Below are 17,454 nucleotides of genomic sequence, written 5' to 3'. Positions count from 1 at the left end.
GGTTCAATACCCTGCCGGAAAATCTCGCTTTTCCGGCAGCCATCCATTACCGTCTTTCTGTCTGCACTGTCGGGACACGGACCATGACTCCGCCGTCACATCTTTCCGGGCATTCTTCCACAGGGCAGGTCTTCCACCTGCCTTTACGCTCACGACTGCTGAATGTCCCGGAAGCTGCCGTTTATCTTGGATTATCCCTGCGCCGCCTCAAAACTCTCGCCATTCTGGGAGCAGGCCCAGAACGGACACATACGCCGGATGGACGTCCCGCTTACAGACGGGAAGATCTGGAGACATATCTTTCCGTCCTTTATGAAAAAGCAGATATTTCAGGGACTGAAAAAGTGCGCCGCCGCGCGGAACGCGCCAACCAGCGCAACGCCGTTCTGGAGCACCTGCAAACGGACCGACGGGCAGATCTGCCCTCACCTGATCCCTTCATGATGATGGCCACGGCCGGGGAAATGTCTCACCATATGATCTTCTTCGTTCTGAAGGTCATGATCATTTTTGGTTTCATTCTGCTGTGTATTTCACCCACGCCACTTCTGCGGACACACTTCAACTGAAATCTTAAGCACCGTTAGAGCACATAACCAGGCTCTAACGGTGCTTTCTCTCTTCCCTAGAACCCGCAGAGAACGGCTTTTCCAATCCCTTTGCCGCTCTCCATAAGCTCATGGGCCTTACGCAGGTTTTCCAGCGTGATCGGTCCGATCACCTGCTTCAAGGTCGTCCGCAAAAGGCCGGCATCCACCAAAGATGCCACCTGCCCCAGAATACGACCCTGTACCGCCATATCGGGCGTATCAAAAACAGGCCGCGCGAACATGTATTCCCAATGAACAGACAGGGATTTGCGCTTGAACGGCATAATGTCGAACTCGCCCGGATCATCAATCATGGCCAGCGCGCCCTGTGGAGCCAGCGCTCGAACAATGGCCTCCTTGTGCTGACCTGTCGCTGTCAGACCAGCCACATACCGTACATGCGGAATGCCAATGCGAGCCAGTTCCTGATCCAGGGGGCGCCGATGATCGATCACATGATGCGCGCCCATGGCCTTGCACCACTCGACCGTCTCCGGCCGGGAAGCCGTCGCAATGACTTCAAGCCCCGTAAGACGACGGGCAATCTGTGTCAGAATAGACCCAACACCGCCCGCTCCACCAACGATCAAGAGTGCATCGGGACTTTCCATTTCACCCGCCCGCAATCCCAGCCGGTCAAACAACAGTTCCCAGGCCGTCAGAGCTGTCAACGGCAGAGCCGCCGCTTCCTCATCGGTCAGACTTTCAGGAGCACGCGCAATCAAACGCTCATCAACGGCCTGAAACCGCGCATTACTGCCCTGACGCAGACTACTTCCTGCATAGAACACCCGATCTCCGGCTCGAAAGCCCCGAACCTGCCCCCCTGTCGCAACGACGGTTCCAACAGCGTCATACCCTAGAACGCGGCTTTCTCCGTTCGGAGGGGCGACAGAGCGCAGCTTCGTATCAACCGGGTTAACGGAAACAGCCGAAATCTCAACGATGACGTCTCTGGGGCCCGGCTCAGGAGTAGGAATATCCAGTTCCACCAATGCATCTGCCTCATCGAGGCGGGTAGCACGTGTATGCCCAAAGGCTTTCATGGGGAACTCCGCAAACGTCTCAGGAATGACGATCCATCAGCATATTGGTGACCGCAGATTTGAAAGGCAGCAGGCGGTTGGCCACAGCCAGCCCGAGCTTTCGAGCGGCAAGAAATGGCGCTTCGTCACGCGTATAAACTGTGGCAATCGCATTCGTGGCTGCAAAAAGGGGCGCCGTCGCCAGACGATGCGTCCGGGCAAACTTTGCCAGCACCGATGGTGTCCCTGCATCACCCGGCCCGTCATGAATAGCCCGAGCCAGCGTTTCCTGCCCCTTAAGCCCAAGATTGAACCCATGAGCGGTAATCGGATGCATCCCGACCGCAGCATCCCCGATCAGCGCGAAGCGGGGCGCATGAAAACGATGGGCATACACAGCCTTCAGCGGATAAGAACAGCGCGGGCTTTCAAGCGTCATCGGCCCCATGCGGCCGTGTGTACGCTCCGTGATCTCCGCGTTGAATGCTTCCGGTTCAAGGGCCTTGAGCCGAGCAATGTCTTCATCAGGCAACGTCAGAACCAGTGAGGACGAAGCCCCTTCCCGCCCATCAGGCGCGATTGGCAGCAAAGCAATGGTCTGACCTTCATCGAACCACTGAAGTGCCGTGTGGGCATGAGGCTCGGGGTGATGCATGCGGCAGACCAGAATGCTCCGACCGAAATCATGAACAATCGCGCCAATTCCCGCAGCGTCCCGCAGTTTCGAGAAGCGACCATCAGCAGCGACCAGAAGGTCCGCATCCAGCTTGGTACCGTCTGTCAGGGTTACGCTCGCGGAGCGCGCATCATGCCGTGCCGTTTCAATCCCCTCGCCCGCACGGATTTCAACACCAGGCGTGCGAGCGGCCACGCGATACAGCGCACGGCGGATCAGATGATTGGCAACCAGATGACCCAGCGCATCAGGTCCCTCAGCCGGTGCATCGAACAGAAGCGGAGGGCTCCCCACCGCTCCGGTTTCGATGCGGGCCGTATGCATCGGGCAAATGGACTCTGCTGGAATTTCGTCCCAAGCCCCCGTGTCCTTCAGCCAATTGGACGCATGATGTGTCAGCGCAATTTCACGACCGTCGAAGGGCGGATCAGCAAGAACGGAGAGCGGAGACCGCTCAACAACGCACACTTTCCGCCCATCCCGAGCCAAAGAAATGGCGCAGGCCAGACCAACCGGGCCACCGCCCGCTACGATCACATCATACGTCATGCGTCTCAGCCTGCGTCTGCGCCAAATGTAACCGGCTCACCTTTCCAGATGGCCATGTAGTCATCAACGTCGGCCCGCTTGCGTCCCTCGACCGGCTTTTCCGGCGTTCCTACAAAGAGGAAGCCAGCCAGACGATGAGGCTCCTTCAGGCCCAGCGTTTCCAGTAGAGCACGGTCTTCCGAAAAAGCACCCGTCACCCAGACGCCACCAAAGCCTTCGGCATGAAGGGCGTTGAGAACGTTCATGGCCCCCGCGGCCACAGACATTTCCTGTTCGATGACCGGGATCTTGCCATCGGGCTCAATATGCATGCCCAGAGCGATAATCATGGGCATGCTGGAAAAGCGATCCCGGCGCTTGGCCTTCTTGGCATCGGGAGCATCCGGCTCCTGACGGTCCATAGCTTCAAGCACCACCTGAGCGAATGCCTCACGGTGCTTTCCTTTGATAACCGTGTAACGCCAGGGGCGCATACGACCATGATCCGGCGCTCGCAGCGCTGCGGACAGGATATCGCGAAGCTGATCTCCCTTGGGGGGCGGCTCCACGAGATTATCCGTCGAGGCGCGGGAGAGAAGGAATTCGAGGGATGCATGATGATGTGCCATAGGTTCAGATATGGCGCGATCGACCGCATCCGCCAAGAGGCTTGCAGAGTCTTGCTCAAACTCTTGAAGAGAGGTGACAGAAACCCTGTTCTGCGGCACTCTATGAGCCTCCTTTTCCATCACTCATTTCAGGGACAGCGTGGAAATAACCCTCACGCTGGTGTAGCAGAACCACCATGACCGAAACCCGTCACGTCCGTCTGCACCGCGCGACAAGCGAAACCGACATCACTCTGGCCCTGTCTCTCGACGGCCAGGGACGCTCCACCGTGGACAGCGGCATCGGCTTTTTCGACCATATGCTGACGGCGCTCGCCAAGCATGGCGGCTTTGATCTTGAGCTGATGGCCAAGGGTGATCTGCATATCGACGGGCATCACACGGTTGAAGACGTGGGGATCGTTTTCGGTCAGGCGTTCCGTCAGGCCATCGGTGACAAGCGCGGCATCGAGCGCTTCGGTCATGCGCTGGTTCCGCTCGATGAAGCCCTGTGTGAAGCCGTAGTGGATATTTCCGGCCGCCCCTATCTGGCCTGGAACGTCACGTTCCCGCGTGAGAAGATCGGCACGATGGATACGGAACTGTTCGAAGAGTTCTTCCGTGCTTTTGCGATGTCCGCCCATATCGCCCTGCACCTGACCTGCAAGGCTGGCACCAATGCACACCATATCGCGGAAAGCGGCTTCAAGGCCGTAGCCCGCGCCCTGCGCGTCGCTGTTTCGATGGACCCGCGTGCGGCAGGGGCCATCCCGTCCACCAAGGGCGTCCTGTGAAGCTATTCACACCTTGCGTTGACCCGAATTCATCCCGACCGCTCGGCCTGCCCGTCATGGTGCAGGACGGGTTTTCGTGGCGGGTTCTGTTTTTCGGCTGGCTGGGCCTCCTGACTTACGGCACCTGGATTTCCGCCATGATGGCAGCGGCTGCTTCAATCCTGCTCCATCTTCTGGTGACTGCTCGATGGGAAATGGCTCTCATCGTCAGCCTGCATGCCGCTCTGGCCGCTTTCACGTCCGATATCCGTCTGTGGGAAATGCGCCTTAACGGACGCAAGATCGGTGCGCCGATTGCTGCCCCCAGCAAGGATATCGCGCTGCTCCGCTGGGCGGATCGGCAGCCTTCTCCCGTTTCACCCCCGGAGTTCCCATGCGCGTCGTCGTAATTGACTATAACGGTGGCAATCTTGCCTCGGCCGCTCAGGCCGCCCGTAAGGCTGCCACCCTTCGTGGCATCGACGCCGACGTCACCATCACCCGCGATGCCGATGCGATCCTGAATGCCGATCGTCTTATCCTTCCGGGTCAGGGTGCTTTCGCGGATTGCGCCGAAGGACTGGGCACCGACCTTCGCAATACGCTGGAAACAGCAACCGCCAATGGCACGCCCTTTCTCGGCATCTGCGTCGGCATGCAGCTCATGAGCGAATATGGTCTGGAGCATGGTCACACAGAAGGCCTGGGCTGGATTTCCGGTAATATCCGCCGCATGAACGAAGCCGCCGATGCCGGTCTGCGCCTTCCTCATATGGGCTGGAACACTCTGGACTTCACGCCCGGCGCGCATCTGCTGACAGAAGGGCTGGAACCCGGCGTGCATGGCTATTTCGTCCATTCTTTTGCCCTGCATGACGGCAACCCTGACGAACTGGTCGCAACCGCACAGTATGGTTCTTCGGTCCCAGCTATCGTCGCCCGCGGCAACCGCTGTGGGACGCAGTTCCATGTTGAAAAAAGTCAGGCTGTCGGCCTCACCATCATGGGCAACTTCCTGCGGTGGACATCATGACCGTTACCTGTGAACGCGTCGTCTCATCCCTGTCTCCCGATGACATGGAAGCCCTGTGCGAGGCTGTTACCGCAGCCATTCTGGATGGGGGTGGGTTTGGCTGGCTGCAACCTCCCGGCAATCAGTCGCTGGAACGATATTTCGAAGGGCTGCTCCTTGTTCCGGAACGCAGTCTTTATGTCGTGCGAGACAAGGGTCTGATCTGCGGCGCAGGGCAACTGGCCCGACCGCCTTCCAGCTATGAAGCTCATGCCGCGACCGTCAATCTGACAGGATTTTTCGTGGCCCCTTATGCTCGAAGCCGCGGTCTCGGCCGGGCTCTGGCGAACGCCATGATCCACGGTGCAAAAGCCATGGGCTGTAAGGTTATCAACTGCGACGTGCGAGAAACGCACGATGCTGCTATCGGGCTGTTCCGGTCGCTCGACTTTGAGCACTGGGGAACCCACCCCTATTATGCACGGATCGGAGGTCAGACGGTGCGCGGACTTTTCTTCTCCAAACTTCTCGCCGGTGAACATGAAGCTGCGCGCTGGCAATCCAGCATTGCTGCGCCAGACGCCGGCGGCGCACCCGCACCGTCCGAAGCGCCCGCAAAAGCCACACACGGCCTGACGCTCTATCCCGCCATTGATCTAAAAGACGGCGCGTGCGTCCGTTTGCGTCGTGGCGAGATGGAAGACGCCACACATTATTCTGATGATCCGGCCGCACAGGCACGCCTGTTTGAAGAAGCAGGTTGTCATCACGTTCACGTTGTGGATCTGAACGGAGCTTTCGCTGGAAAATCCACGAACATCCCGGCCATTGAATCCATCGTGAAAGCCACGAGCCTACCCGTGCAGCTTGGTGGTGGCATCCGGGATATGGCTGCGATCGAGCGCTGGCTGGAGGCCGGCGTGTCCCGTATCATTCTCGGTTCCGTCGCCGTCAAGGACCCGGAACTGGTTCGCCAGGCAGCGCGTGCATTCCCCGGACAGATTGTCGCCGGCATTGATGCCCGTCAGGGCCGTGTCGCGACGGAAGGCTGGGCGGAGGTATCCGAACTGGAAGCCAATGATCTGGCTCTCCGCATGGAAGACGCAGGCGTTGCTGCCATCATCTTCACGGAAATCACGCGTGACGGCATGCTGGCCGGTCTGGATCTGGAACAGACCGCCGATATGGCCCGCCGCCTCTCCATTCCCGTGATTGCGAGTGGTGGTGTTGGCACGCTGGATCACCTGAAGGACCTGCGTGAAATCGCTCGCACGGTTCCTGGCATTTCGGGGGCCATCGTCGGCCGTGCGCTTTATGATGGCCGCATTGCCCTTAAGGACGCCTTGGAAGTTCTCGGTTCATGCTGAAACTCCGCGTCATTCCCTGCCTGGACGTCAAGGACGGCCGCGTCGTCAAAGGGGTAAACTTCGTCTCCCTTCGTGATGCGGGCGATCCGGTTGAACAGGCAAAACTCTATGACGCCGCTGGTGCCGACGAGTTGACGTTTCTGGACATCACGGCCAGCGTCGAGAACCGGGATACCATTCTCGATGTCGTTCGCCGGACGGCTGAAGCCATCTGCCTTCCTTTGACGGTGGGCGGGGGCGTTCGCACCTGTGAAGACATGCGGCGCCTGCTTTTGGCTGGTGCTGACAAATGCGCCGTAAATTCTGCGGCGATTACGCGTCCGGAACTGATCCGCGAAGCCTCGCAGCGCTTTGGTAGCCAATGCGTAGTCGTCGCCATTGATGCGCGCTCGAATGGTCGCGGCGGCTGGGAAGTCTATGCCAAGGGCGGCCGCGAACCGACCGGACTAGATGCGGTGGAATGGGCCAAGGAAATGCAGGATCTGGGTGCGGGCGAAATCCTGCTTACCAGCATGGACCGTGACGGTACGAAGTCCGGTTTCGATCTGGATCTGCTCAGAGCTGTCTGTGGTACAGTGACCATCCCTGTTGTTGCATCAGGCGGCGTTGGCGAACTGCATCATTTCGTTGAAGGCGCGCAGGTTGGCGCAAGCGGCCTGCTGGCTGCCAGCGTTTTCCATTTTGGACAGTTCCGCGTTGGGGACGTCAAACAGGCACTGAATGAGGCCGGCCTTCCGGTCAGACTTGGAGAATAAGGCAATGGCAAAGGCAGCAAAACCGGAAGAGCGTAAAGCAACACCGGCAAGAGAACATGTGCTGGAACGCCTGTTCGAAACCGTTCAGTCCCGCCGCGGTACAGACCCTACGTTAAGCCATTCCGCACGGCTGATGGCACGCGGGCGGAACAAGATTGCCCAGAAATTTGGCGAAGAAGCCGTCGAGTGCCTGATTGAAGCCGTCAATGGCAACCGCAAGGAACTTATCGGAGAAAGTGCTGACGTTCTGTACCATCTGATTGTGATGTGGGTGGACGCAGGCGTTTCCCCGGAAGATGTCTGGGCGGAACTGTTACGTCGCGAAGGCACCAGCGGCATTGCCGAAAAAGCCTCCCGCCCCAAAGAAAAAATCGGCTGAAGGAAGCAGTGGCATGACCTACGATCACAGCAATATTTTCGCCCGTATTCTTCGCAAAGAAATCCCGTCCCGCACGATTTACGAAGACGACTACGCGCTGGCCTTCCACGATATTGCACCGCAGGCTCCAATCCACGTCCTAGTCATTCCTAAAGGGCCATACGTGTCCATCGCAGATTTCAGCGCAACAGCCTCCGCTGAAGAGATCACCGGCTTCTGGCGTGCCGTCGCGAAAGTAGCAGAAGATGAAGGCCTGACGAAAGAAGGCTTCCGTCTCATCAGCAACTCGGGCGCCAACTCCGGCCAGGAAGTCCCGCACTTCCACGTTCATCTTTTCGGCGGCACCGCCCTTGGCCCGCTACTCTCCAAAAAATCCTGAAATAACGCTTGCCAAGCCCGAGGGGGTCTTCTATTAACCCCCTCGCCCTAGTCCCATTCGTCTAGAGGCCTAGGACACCGCCCTCTCACGGCGGCAACAGGGGTTCGAATCCCCTATGGGACGCCAAGGGAACCTGCCCCAAATTAAGCTATTCACATTCGGCGTAATGGTCCATTCGGACCACTAAAGAGAAGAGCCGTTTGCTACTTCGCACAAGATATGGCGGGGCGAATTTCCGGTAAAACCGCTTCAATTTTTTTTTCAGGTTTTTTAAGCGATCCATTACATTGGTGGAATTTCTCGCTACGTTTCAAAAAACATCCTTTCAACTTCTTGACTTACTGACCCTCGACCAAAAATTCGATAGGCACCGTCAGCGAAACTGTCGCCCCTGCAATCTCTTCAGGCGGCGGTGGGAACGGTTCTGCACGCCGGACAACGGCCAGGGTTTCTTTATCAAGCAATGCAAAGCCTCCACTCTTCCAAACCTTTGCAAACAGAACATACCCTCGTCGATCCATGACAAAGAACAGAATGGGTGTGCCTTCCTGATGCTCGGCCAAAGCTTCTGCCGGATACCGCTTGAAGCGTTCGAGGCGCGCCAGAATATCGCCCTGCCAGGTTATGGGGGCATTGCTGGAACGACTGGCATGGGACACGGAGGCCGCGCTACTGCTCTGGGAGAGCGTATTGTCCGCAGCAGGAGGCGCCGTCATCTTCTCGGCAACAGGAGCCTGCATCGGGACCGGTTTTACAGGCTGCGGCGCGCTCTTTGCTGTCTTCTTATGAACCTTGACCTTCTTCACCTTCGGAACAGGCACGGGCGGATGTGACGCCGGAGACGGCGGCGCATCGACCTGCTGAGGCGTATCCGGCTGGGGTTCCGGCGGCGTGACCATCTGCTGCGGCCCGGGATCAACCTCCTGTGGAGGAGCGGGCGCAGGTGTCGGCATAGGGGACATGTCAATCGCAATAGCCGGAGGCGGTGCAGCACTTGGGGCCACAACCTGTGCTGGCACATGGGTCACAGCCCACCAGAGTGCCGCGCCTGTCAGAACAGTTACAGCAGCACCAGACAGGCCCCAGATACGGACGCTAAGCTGGTCTGCGGTCTTCTGATACCCCTTATACCAGTCCCGGAAGGTCCTGGGGATAGACGCGTGTGAAGAATTCACGGCCCTTCCCCAGCCTCCTGCCCCTGAAGCGTGACAAGCGCAACCTTGAGGTAACCGACCTTCCGAAGCTGCCCCATCACGTCCATCAACATTCCATAATCAACGGTTTTGTCCGCCCGCAGGAAAATCCGCTCTTCCTTGTTCCCCTTACTGGCTTTACCGAGTGCATCAACGAGTTGATCCGAACTAACGGCATCTTCGCCTAAAGCCAGCGTATGATCGGCCTTAACGGTCAGGAAAACCGGTTCATCCGGACGTGGAGCTGGTGTTTCAGTTGAAGATGGCAGATCAACAGGGACGTTGACCGTCGTCAGAGGCGCGGCAACCATGAAGATCACGAGCAGAACGAGCATGACGTCGATAAACGGCGTCACGTTGATTTCGTGCGCTTCCAGCACCGCCTCATCGGCATGGCGGATATGAATAGCCATTCCCGCGATTACTCCGCAGCAGCCATGAAGCGAACGACATTGCCGCTTGCTGTAAGCGTCGCGCGGGCCAGATCACGGGAGACCAGACGCATCACAAGCGACGTCAGATCCGCGACGCAGGCACGACAGGCCGCCGTCTGACGGGCCAGATGATTGTAGATCACCACTGCAGGAATAGCAGCGACCAAACCAAGCGCCGTGGCCAAAAGGGCTTCTGCAATGCCTGGAGCAACAACGGCCAGACTGGTTGCATGAGCAGCAGCAATGCCCGTGAAGGACGACATGATGCCCCACACTGTTCCGAACAGGCCAATGAAGGGCGACGTCGCACCAATCGTGGCGAGCACGCCAGTCCCTCTCATCAGGCGACGGCCTTCAGCAGCTTCCAGGCGCTCAAGATGCAGGACAATCCGCTCCTTGATGCCGTCACGATCAGCAGGAATATCTTCCGAGCGGCGGCGCTCCGTTTCTGCGGCCAGCACCATGGCATGAGCGATACCCGCACCATCGCGCGTCCATTCTTCTCCGAGATACAGCGTGTCTGCGTCTTCCAGCGCCGTTTCTGATTTTTTGAGCTGCGCACGCAAGCGAATGAGTTCCACAGTCTTGGCAATAAAAATCGTCCATGTGACGACAGACGCAGCAGCCAGAAGCGTCATCACGCAGCGGACCACCGGCCCGGCGCCAAGGAACATCTGCCAGGGAGAAACCGTAAGAGACATCAATGCACCTGTCTGGGCCATAATCAGAGTCCTCACTCAATGTTCTGAAGAACCTGAAACCCCTCGAACACTGGCGGCCCGACCGTCAGTACTTTCCCCTGCCCCGCACCAGCATGAGCAGCACGGAACTGTTCCGACTGCGTCCATCCGACAAAGGCGTCATAAGATTCCCATACGGTATGAGAGGCATAGAGAATATGATCCTCCCGGTTGGGCCCCTGCAAAAACTGGAAGCTGACAAAGCCCGGTACTGTCTTGAGCAGAACTTCGCGCTCCAGCCAACGCTTGCGGAAAGCCTCTTCGCTGTCTGGCCGGACCTTGAAACGGTTCATTGCAATATACACGATGTCTCCTTGTTTGATGCCCTGCCCGACATGACAAGATCATGAGGGACAACATAGGGTCGGCCGGAACTGTCGTGATGATGAATACAACCGTCCGGAATTCCGAAAACGTCGTTCAGCAACTGCGGGGTCATGACCTCCTGAGGGGTACCCTGCGCCTGAATCTCGCCTTGGTGCATGACAACAACCCTGTCAGCACAGGCGGCAGCCCAATTCAGATCATGCAGGACAAGAAGAACTCCACCCCCTCGCCGCGCATGTGTTCCCGCAATCTGAAGAACCAGCCTCTGACGCGCCATATCCTGTGCTGACAGGGGCTCATCTAACAGAAGAAACCCCGGTACGTTATCCTGCGCGGCAATCTCAAGCTGGGCCAGCACACGCGCCAGATGAACACGCTGTCTTTCGCCACCTGATAGTGTCATGACGTCACGGGCGGTAAACGCAGAAAGCCCCACATGCTCCAGCGCAGCCAACGCAGCGGCGCCCCTCTCCGAAGCCTGTCGAGACTGACCCGAAATGGCCGTTCCCATCAGAACAAGCTCAAGCGCTGTAAACCTTGCCCGCATGGGACAGTCCTGCGGCAATAATGCCCGACGCTTTGCAAGCTCGCCATTTGATAGAAGATTAATGTTCTTTCTTCCGAAACTCACAGAGCCCCGCTGCAAGGGCATCAACCCGCAGGCCAGTTTCAGCAGCGTGCTTTTCCCTGCTCCATTCGGTCCGATGACGGCAACAATCTCTCCAGCAGCCAATGACAGGTCTAGGTTCCGAACAAGACTTCGTCCGTTCACGGACGTGGAAACATTCTGGATTTCAAGCGTCATGACGGAATATCCGCTCCATGAATGCGACTAAGAAGCCAGACGAAAACCGGTGTTCCAAGAGCTGCCGTTATAATGCCAACCGGCAGTTCTGCCGGTGCCGCAATAACGCGGGATACCGTATCTGCCGCAGTGAGAAGGATCGCTCCAAGCAAAGCACTTCCTGGAAGGACAAAGCGATGATCCGGTCCCGCTACCAGTCTCACCAGATGCGGAACGACAACACCGATAAATCCGATAGCACCAACGAACGCGACGACTGGCCCGATGGACGCAGCAACAGCCAACATGGACAGTCGCTTGGTACGTTCAACGGGATACCCCATCAGCGCGGCATCAGCCTCCCCCAACAACATCGCATTCAAGGGGGCGGCAATGCGGGTAGCAATAATCCCTGAAACAAGCAGAAAAGGCGTGAGGAGTCCGATACGCTCCCAGTTCGCACCGGAAAAACTCCCGAGCGTCCAGAATGTCAAATCCCGCAACGCCGTATCATTGGCACGGAAAATAAGGATGCCCGTCAAAGCTCCGGAAAAAGCCCCGAAAGCAACACCAGCCAGCAGAACTGTCGTGACGGAGGTAATGCCTGCCCGGGTTGCAAATACATACAGCAGGATCGTGACCAGAAAGCTCCCTGCCATCCCGGCGATCGGAACCGCCCATCCATTGAGAAACCCTGGCTGGGCGATATCAACACCCAAAACAATGATACAGGCCGCAGCCAACGCCGCACCAGAAGACACACCGATCAGACCAGGATCGGCCAATGGGTTCCGAAACAGGCCCTGCATAATGGCTCCTGCTGTTCCAAGCGCTGCGCCTGCCATTGCAGAGAGAACAACCCGTGGGGCACGGATATGCGCCATGACCATCCAGGATAATGACTGTCCTGCGCCCTCGGAACCGTGGAGCAATGAGCCAATTCCGATGCCACTGGCTCCAACGTCCAGAGCACACAGCATTACCAGTGCCAGAACTGGAACAAGAGCCAGAAGCCACAAATTCACGTGCCGTCGCACGTTCATCATGTTGGTTTTCCTGCTTTGGCTATCATATGAGCCAGATCGAGAGCAGCTTCAGGAGTGCGAGGCCCAAAGCCCAGAAGTCGTTCGCCTTCCATTTCCACGATTGCTTTCTTCTGACCTGCTGGTGTCATGCTAAAACCCGGATCGTTCAAAAGAGCCTGCCGGATTTCTGCTCCCCCCTGACTCATTGTCAGGATGATATCCGGTCGAAGGGTTACGAGAGATTCCGTGTTGAGCAGCTTGTATCCTTGCAGATCGGCTCCGACGTTGATGCCACCAGCAAGTCGGATCACGGCATCAGCCGCAGTGCCCTGGCCGGCAACCATCGGTCGGTTATTGGTCATTCGCATGACAAACAGAACTTTGGGAGCACCAGAATGACTCGCCCGCCACCGCTCCAGCGCATCGAAATGGCTTTGAATGTCCCGGCACATTTCGTCTGCGGCCCGCTCGCGTCCCACCACTGTGCCCAGAAATTTCGTTCGTTTCAGAATGGCATCCGGTGACGATGTAGAATCAACGAAAACGACTGGAATACCGGATGCAACAATTTGATCCATCGCATCAGCCGGCCCTGACGCATTCATAGCCAGAATGAGGTCTGGCCGAACGGACAACACGCCTTCTGCAGAAATGGCGCGCATATACCCTAAAGATTTCTTCTCTTTAAGCGCGCTCTCCGGCCAGGTCGAAGTAGTGTCAACGGCAACAATGCGTTCAGATACACCAAGCCGATAAAGCGTTTCGGTAAGGGTGCCTCCAATGCAGGCGATACGAGACGCCCCTGACACTGAAACAGAACGTCCACGGCAATCCGTTATGAGACTAGGCTGCGCCCAACCGGCAGCGGGCACAAGTGCCGCAGCCAAAAGCAGAACAGAAAAACCACGACGACCAAGGTCACGATTACTCTTCACGCCTGCTCTTCCTTTTTTTCAACAACGAACAACATCTCATATGTCATTCATGATAATGATATTCATTCTCAACTAAAGCGCAACCCAACTTTTCACTTTCTCGTTCGCTCCATCTTCTGCCACCAGTTTCTGGGCGAGATCCAGACACCTCGAAAAGCGTATAAAAGCCTCTTCTGCTGCAGTCGCACACATATTCCGGTCAAGTTCGGCTCCATCAATCGCAGCCTTGAACACCTTCCATGACTGACCACGTCCCTCTGGAGCCGGGGCGAGATGTCGAGCTCCAAAACTCTCTGTCAAACCCAACGCCAATGACATGCGAGACAGGATATTGGCACCAAGCTTCGACCCTTCCGCAACATACAGCCAACCAACTGCAATCGAGGGATTAAATGGGATCACATCCCCGCTACTGACTGGAGGTTGCGGCAGGTCAAGATCCTGCATATCTGCCTCTATGCATGCAAAGCGGTTACGTGCTTCCAGATCAGGAAGAAGACGACGCAATGTTACATCTTCGTAAATTTTTATCACATCACGATGGAAAATATATTGTGATATCAAGAACATTCTGTAACCGTTCAGGCTTGAAAACAATCCCATCGACATGATCCGATGATCTATTCGGTCATGAATGGACTTTGTCTTTTCACGCAATGCAAATGACAGCGTATTTTCCGCAAAAAAAGCGCACATAACTGGCGTTTTCCTTTTGTCTTTCAAGATCATAACTTAAAAAAACCGAGACTCTGTCGTTAGATTTGAAGAGTCAGTTCACTTTCTATGTGGCAGATTTGCATCCCCACTTCAATGAAAATGAGAATCAATATCAATTGGATTGACGCTACATAAACTCTGAACGATTTAATGCGAACAATTCTCATTTAGAGGCTGAAAATGATTCGACATATCCCGGCTCTGATACGTCACAGACGCCAGACAATGCTGGCAACATCTGCTCTTGCCTGGGGAATGGCTGCCATTCCTGTTGCACACGCCCAGACACCAACACCCATCAACGAAACACCAATCGTGGAAACAAGCCCCCCCCCAACGATCAAACTCCGCCCGCTTCATGTGCGCGGACAGGCGTCAGCAGATGTTATCAATTCGATGAAAGTTGATCCGGACGCTGACTATAGCACTGTCGGAAAGCCCCGTGTCATGACGACAACGGTGACGTTAAAAACGCTTCAGTCGCGCATGATCGATAGTATTTCAGATTATGCACGGCGTGTGGATGCCGGGATAAATTACAACAACAACAATCTGAGTATTAACATGCGTGGATTGGATCAGAACCGTATCCTCACCACGATCGACGGTATCCGGACAATCTGGGCCAACGACGGCGCCCGTGGTGTAGATGGCGGCGTATCATCTTACGATTTTAATTCACTTGGTTCGATCGACATTGTCAAAAACGCAAATTCCGGCTTTTTCGGAACGGGTGCTCTCGGTGGTGTCGTCTCCCTCAAAACCTTGGATCCGGAAGATATCCTGACGGGAAATAAGGTTTTCGGCGGTCTGACAAAACTCACCTATGACGGCTCAAGCGAAAGCGGATACCTCAATCAGGCTCTCGCTGGACGTTATCATAACACAATGATTCTTGTTCAGGGTGGCTATCAAACAGGAAGCCAAACTGGAAATATGGGCGGCACCGGCGGTGTAGGCACAACACGTTCTGCCAAAGATCCCGCTTCTTACACACAGGGTAATTTTCTTGGGAAAATTCATCAATATGTCGAAGGCGGCCATCGCTTCGGTCTGACCGGAGAAGTCTTTGATCGCAATTACAACGAAAATACATTGAGCAGCATCAGTTCCACTTATAGCCGCTATCACACGCTGGAAGAGAGCAAGCGGTCCCGTGTTTCCGGTAGCTACGATTACAAGGCTGAACACCCTTCTGCATTCATCAGCGAGGCGCATCTCATTGCCTACTGGCAGAAAGTCAACATGATCAACGATACCGCCGCTAATCGTCTTACTGCCCCGATCGGCGAGTATGACCGAAACAGTAATCTCGCCGTTCAATCCTATGGTACGACCGGGTCAATTACTTCAAATATCTTTACAGGCCCCCTTCACCACGTCATTACGCTGGGTGGTGAAGCATACATCACTGATACCAGTCAGTACGCCGGGGGCTTGGATAACTGTACTGCAACCATTTACTCATGCAGATTTCTGCATGTTAATCAGTCGGATATGCCGGATGTCCATGGCACGGACCTTGGCGCAATTGTACAGGATCGTATTGGGGTAGGGAAAATGGAGTGGCTTCATATCACTCCCGGGTTCCGCTTTGACTATTACAAACGGAGCCCACAATACACAGCAACTTATGCGAACAATGCGGCTTACAGCGGTACCCCCAGCGGCGCCAGTGGCTCCCATTATTCACCAAAGGTCCTGGTCGAAGCTCGTGTTCTAAAAAACCTTACCCTCTACGGACAGTACTCCGAGGCATTCCGCGCGCCATCTGCTACCGAAATGTACCTGACATATGGCGGCACAGGAAGTTATGTCTCTATTGGGAACCAGAGCCTGAAACCTGAGACCAGTCGCGGCTGGGAAGTTGGCGCCCGATACGGAGATTCCAAGCGTGGCGCCACAATTTCATTCTTCGACAATTACTACCACAACTTCATCGACACCGTCACCACAACGGCGGCGGCAGCAGGAATTGGCGGCTATTACCCGTTCGGCGTTTTTGAATATGTTAATCGACAGCATGTTCGAATTTATGGTGTAGAAGCCCGAGCGAACTGGACGTTTGCCACTTACTGGCAAGTCTGGACCTCCCTCGCCTATTCGGACGGACGTGACACGGATGAGCGCGTCCACCTGAATTCCGTAGCACCGTTTCGCGGAATTGTGGGCGTCGCCTATAATCGGGAACATTGGGGGGCAAACTTCTCAACGACCTTTGCTGCTGCGCGAAACAAAGTCGAGAACATGGCGTCTAATGCCAATAAAACCCCAGGTTACGCAATCTTCGATCTGACAGGATGGTACTCGCCCAAGTTTTTCCCAAACCTGCGGGTTCAGGCCGGAATGTATAATATGTTCAATAAGCGCTATTATAATGCGTTGGATATTCCAGATAGCATCAGCGTTCCCAAATCCTATTACACACAACCCGGACGCAGCTTCAAAGTCACGACACTTATCAATTTCTGAATATTCGCAAAAACCATTTGAAGTAGGATTTTTAAATCCACTCCTTCCGCAATGACTGGGGGAGGAGTGAAATTTTACTGCTTGGTCTCTTTGACTTCGATGGAATGTGGGATCTCCTGAACAAGCTTGAGATTTTTCCCACCTAGCTTTCTAAATACTAGGCCATCGCAATAATGATTGTTGGTCCAGTAGACGGGCGACCCAACACCCGTATCCAGAAGGCCCAAGAAGTCCAATCATCGGACACTCCTGAACCGTTAGATTGTCTCACGCCGTACCGGTAAAACTATATTTCCTCGTTAAAGGCAATAATGCCAAACCCCGGACAGATCATACCGACCTTTTGTCAACGCGGCCTAGCACTACAGTTGCATTTTGTGTTGAGTTCTGACTCTATGAATAACCATGATTCAGGATATGACGACGGGTGGTGCGTCTGTTGAAGAGACGCTGGAATTATGGGTGCGTTCGCTTCGATCAGCCAAGGAGCGGATTGCTCCACTGTTTACGCAAAAGCGTGTCGCGGATTCAGCGTGTTCTTTCCTTGATGTTTTAATTGGCAATGATCCACGCAAGACAGGTTGGATGCGGGCAGAAGCCGCAGGAGATGGAGGGTTCGAAAAACCTTCTGGATTTGAGGGTTCCTCTGTGATTCCATCTCTCCTGCGTTGATTGGGGATGATGGCAGATGAAGCAGCCTGGTTTCTTTGATGTTGAAGAGCGGCTGGCCCGGTT

Annotated in this window: 20 protein-coding genes, 1 tRNA gene and 1 pseudogene; 11 read left to right on the top strand and 11 right to left on the bottom strand. The window is 55.6% G+C overall.

Features of this window, described 5'->3' with window-relative positions; translation table 11 throughout:
- Nucleotides 1-83: 83 nt before the first annotated feature.
- Nucleotides 84-569 (top strand): hypothetical protein, encoded by a 486-nt coding sequence (locus J4P41_RS04955; RefSeq protein ID WP_062503182.1) that lies wholly within the window; start codon nt 84-86, stop codon nt 567-569.
- 56 nt (nt 570-625) lie between these two features.
- Here the strand turns inward: J4P41_RS04955 and J4P41_RS04950 are convergent, their stop codons facing one another.
- Genes J4P41_RS04950 through J4P41_RS04940 form a run of 3 tightly spaced genes read right to left on the bottom strand, consistent with a single transcriptional unit; the run spans nt 626 to nt 3,547 of the window.
- Nucleotides 626-1,636: a zinc-binding alcohol dehydrogenase family protein gene (locus J4P41_RS04950; RefSeq protein WP_426066309.1), complete on the bottom strand. Its 1,011-nt coding sequence runs from the start codon at nt 1,634-1,636 to the stop codon at nt 626-628.
- Nucleotides 1,637-1,655: 19 nt separating this feature from the next.
- A complete protein-coding gene (ubiM, locus tag J4P41_RS04945; RefSeq protein ID WP_426066308.1) occupies nt 1,656-2,840 on the bottom strand; it encodes a 5-demethoxyubiquinol-8 5-hydroxylase UbiM in 1,185 nt (394 codons plus the stop codon).
- 5 nt (nt 2,841-2,845) lie between these two features.
- Nucleotides 2,846-3,547, bottom strand: a complete 702-nt coding sequence (locus J4P41_RS04940) for a nitroreductase family protein (protein WP_426066307.1) — start codon at nt 3,545-3,547, stop codon at nt 2,846-2,848.
- 77 nt (nt 3,548-3,624) lie between these two features.
- Here J4P41_RS04940 and hisB point away from each other — a divergent pair, with 77 nt between their 5' ends.
- The 8 genes from hisB (at nt 3,625) to J4P41_RS04900 (ending at nt 8,218) form a co-directional block, all read left to right on the top strand.
- A complete protein-coding gene (gene hisB, locus J4P41_RS04935) occupies nt 3,625-4,221 on the top strand; it encodes an imidazoleglycerol-phosphate dehydratase HisB (protein WP_426066306.1) in 597 nt (198 codons plus the stop codon).
- Nucleotides 4,218-4,610, top strand: coding sequence for a hypothetical protein (locus J4P41_RS04930; RefSeq protein WP_026017470.1), 393 nt, complete (start codon nt 4,218-4,220; stop codon nt 4,608-4,610). Before hisB ends, J4P41_RS04930 begins: the two co-directional genes overlap by 4 nt.
- Nucleotides 4,595-5,233: an imidazole glycerol phosphate synthase subunit HisH gene (gene hisH, locus J4P41_RS04925; RefSeq protein ID WP_426066305.1), complete on the top strand. Its 639-nt coding sequence runs from the start codon at nt 4,595-4,597 to the stop codon at nt 5,231-5,233. The genes J4P41_RS04930 and hisH overlap by 16 nt, the downstream gene beginning before the upstream one ends.
- Nucleotides 5,230-6,579 carry a 1-(5-phosphoribosyl)-5-[(5-phosphoribosylamino)methylideneamino]imidazole-4-carboxamide isomerase gene (gene hisA / locus J4P41_RS04920; protein WP_426066304.1) on the top strand — a complete coding sequence of 450 codons (1,350 nt, stop codon included), beginning with the start codon at nt 5,230-5,232 and terminating at the stop codon, nt 6,577-6,579. The genes hisH and hisA overlap by 4 nt, the downstream gene beginning before the upstream one ends.
- A complete protein-coding gene (hisF, locus tag J4P41_RS04915) occupies nt 6,573-7,334 on the top strand; it encodes an imidazole glycerol phosphate synthase subunit HisF (RefSeq protein ID WP_010502346.1) in 762 nt (253 codons plus the stop codon). Before hisA ends, hisF begins: the two co-directional genes overlap by 7 nt.
- A gap of 4 nt (nt 7,335-7,338) precedes the next feature.
- Entirely contained in the window at nt 7,339-7,713 is a 375-nt protein-coding gene (locus J4P41_RS04910) for a phosphoribosyl-ATP diphosphatase (RefSeq protein ID WP_426066303.1), read from the top strand.
- Between the two features lie 13 nt (nt 7,714-7,726).
- The gene (locus J4P41_RS04905) at nt 7,727-8,092 is read left to right on the top strand and encodes a histidine triad nucleotide-binding protein (protein WP_062023387.1); all 366 of its coding nucleotides are present in this window, start codon (nt 7,727-7,729) and stop codon (nt 8,090-8,092) included.
- 50 nt (nt 8,093-8,142) lie between these two features.
- Nucleotides 8,143-8,218, top strand: a tRNA-Glu gene (locus tag J4P41_RS04900).
- Between the two features lie 212 nt (nt 8,219-8,430).
- On the opposite strand, the gene J4P41_RS04895 is transcribed toward J4P41_RS04900, so the two are convergent.
- From J4P41_RS04895 to J4P41_RS04860, 8 genes are all read right to left on the bottom strand, one after another.
- Nucleotides 8,431-9,267: a TonB family protein gene (locus tag J4P41_RS04895; RefSeq protein WP_426066302.1), complete on the bottom strand. Its 837-nt coding sequence runs from the start codon at nt 9,265-9,267 to the stop codon at nt 8,431-8,433.
- Nucleotides 9,264-9,698, bottom strand: a complete 435-nt coding sequence (gene exbD / locus J4P41_RS04890; protein ID WP_426066301.1) for a TonB system transport protein ExbD — start codon at nt 9,696-9,698, stop codon at nt 9,264-9,266. Before exbD ends, J4P41_RS04895 begins: the two co-directional genes overlap by 4 nt.
- Before the next feature lie 8 nt (nt 9,699-9,706).
- The gene (gene exbB / locus J4P41_RS04885; RefSeq protein WP_426066447.1) at nt 9,707-10,420 is read right to left on the bottom strand and encodes a tonB-system energizer ExbB; all 714 of its coding nucleotides are present in this window, start codon (nt 10,418-10,420) and stop codon (nt 9,707-9,709) included.
- Nucleotides 10,421-10,452: 32 nt separating this feature from the next.
- Nucleotides 10,453-10,764, bottom strand: a complete 312-nt coding sequence (locus J4P41_RS04880; protein WP_023943402.1) for an antibiotic biosynthesis monooxygenase family protein — start codon at nt 10,762-10,764, stop codon at nt 10,453-10,455.
- Nucleotides 10,749-11,591: a heme ABC transporter ATP-binding protein gene (locus tag J4P41_RS04875; RefSeq protein WP_426066300.1), complete on the bottom strand. Its 843-nt coding sequence runs from the start codon at nt 11,589-11,591 to the stop codon at nt 10,749-10,751. Before J4P41_RS04875 ends, J4P41_RS04880 begins: the two co-directional genes overlap by 16 nt.
- Nucleotides 11,588-12,616, bottom strand: a complete 1,029-nt coding sequence (locus J4P41_RS04870) for a FecCD family ABC transporter permease (RefSeq protein ID WP_211568349.1) — start codon at nt 12,614-12,616, stop codon at nt 11,588-11,590. The genes J4P41_RS04875 and J4P41_RS04870 overlap by 4 nt, the downstream gene beginning before the upstream one ends.
- Nucleotides 12,613-13,530, bottom strand: a complete 918-nt coding sequence (locus J4P41_RS04865) for a heme/hemin ABC transporter substrate-binding protein (RefSeq protein ID WP_426066299.1) — start codon at nt 13,528-13,530, stop codon at nt 12,613-12,615. The genes J4P41_RS04870 and J4P41_RS04865 overlap by 4 nt, the downstream gene beginning before the upstream one ends.
- Nucleotides 13,531-13,602: 72 nt before the next feature.
- Complete coding sequence (locus J4P41_RS04860) at nt 13,603-14,259, bottom strand: biliverdin-producing heme oxygenase (protein WP_426066298.1); 657 nt, start codon at nt 14,257-14,259, stop codon at nt 13,603-13,605.
- A gap of 213 nt (nt 14,260-14,472) precedes the next feature.
- On the opposite strand from J4P41_RS04860, the gene J4P41_RS04855 reads away from it, so the two are divergent.
- Both J4P41_RS04855 and J4P41_RS04850 read left to right on the top strand, forming a co-directional pair.
- Nucleotides 14,473-16,719 (top strand): TonB-dependent hemoglobin/transferrin/lactoferrin family receptor, encoded by a 2,247-nt coding sequence (locus tag J4P41_RS04855; RefSeq protein ID WP_426066446.1) that lies wholly within the window; start codon nt 14,473-14,475, stop codon nt 16,717-16,719.
- A 405-nt stretch (nt 16,720-17,124) separates the two neighbouring features.
- Nucleotides 17,125-17,334: pseudogene (locus J4P41_RS04850) on the top strand (IS701 family transposase); the annotation flags it as partial.
- Nucleotides 17,335-17,454 lie beyond the last annotated feature (120 nt).

It is taken from the genome of Gluconobacter sp. NFX36, assembly GCF_049887835.1.
Taxonomy (GTDB): domain Bacteria; phylum Pseudomonadota; class Alphaproteobacteria; order Acetobacterales; family Acetobacteraceae; genus Gluconobacter; species Gluconobacter japonicus_A.
This window is presented reverse-complemented; position numbering and strand designations above follow the sequence as displayed.

Excerpts from the sequence above, each read along its gene's own strand:
- J4P41_RS04870 (WP_211568349.1), bottom strand. The coding sequence starts at position 12,616 with ATGATGAACGTGCGACGGCACGTGAATTTGTGGCTTCTGGCTCTTGTT.
- J4P41_RS04855 (WP_426066446.1), top strand. The coding sequence starts at position 14,473 with ATGCTGGCAACATCTGCTCTTGCCTGGGGAATGGCTGCCATTCCTGTT.
- J4P41_RS04950 (WP_426066309.1), bottom strand. The coding sequence starts at position 1,636 with ATGAAAGCCTTTGGGCATACACGTGCTACCCGCCTCGATGAGGCAGAT.
- hisB (WP_426066306.1), top strand. The coding sequence starts at position 3,625 with ATGACCGAAACCCGTCACGTCCGTCTGCACCGCGCGACAAGCGAAACC.
- J4P41_RS04875 (WP_426066300.1), bottom strand. The coding sequence starts at position 11,591 with ATGACGCTTGAAATCCAGAATGTTTCCACGTCCGTGAACGGACGAAGT.
- hisA (WP_426066304.1), top strand. The coding sequence starts at position 5,230 with ATGACCGTTACCTGTGAACGCGTCGTCTCATCCCTGTCTCCCGATGAC.
- J4P41_RS04910 (WP_426066303.1), top strand. The coding sequence starts at position 7,339 with ATGGCAAAGGCAGCAAAACCGGAAGAGCGTAAAGCAACACCGGCAAGA.
- ubiM (WP_426066308.1), bottom strand. The coding sequence starts at position 2,840 with ATGACGTATGATGTGATCGTAGCGGGCGGTGGCCCGGTTGGTCTGGCC.
- exbD (WP_426066301.1), bottom strand. The coding sequence starts at position 9,698 with ATGGCTATTCATATCCGCCATGCCGATGAGGCGGTGCTGGAAGCGCAC.
- J4P41_RS04860 (WP_426066298.1), bottom strand. The coding sequence starts at position 14,259 with ATGATCTTGAAAGACAAAAGGAAAACGCCAGTTATGTGCGCTTTTTTT.
- hisH (WP_426066305.1), top strand. The coding sequence starts at position 4,595 with ATGCGCGTCGTCGTAATTGACTATAACGGTGGCAATCTTGCCTCGGCC.
- hisF (WP_010502346.1), top strand. The coding sequence starts at position 6,573 with ATGCTGAAACTCCGCGTCATTCCCTGCCTGGACGTCAAGGACGGCCGC.
- exbB (WP_426066447.1), bottom strand. The coding sequence starts at position 10,420 with ATGTCTCTTACGGTTTCTCCCTGGCAGATGTTCCTTGGCGCCGGGCCG.
- J4P41_RS04955 (WP_062503182.1), top strand. The coding sequence starts at position 84 with ATGACTCCGCCGTCACATCTTTCCGGGCATTCTTCCACAGGGCAGGTC.
- J4P41_RS04905 (WP_062023387.1), top strand. The coding sequence starts at position 7,727 with ATGACCTACGATCACAGCAATATTTTCGCCCGTATTCTTCGCAAAGAA.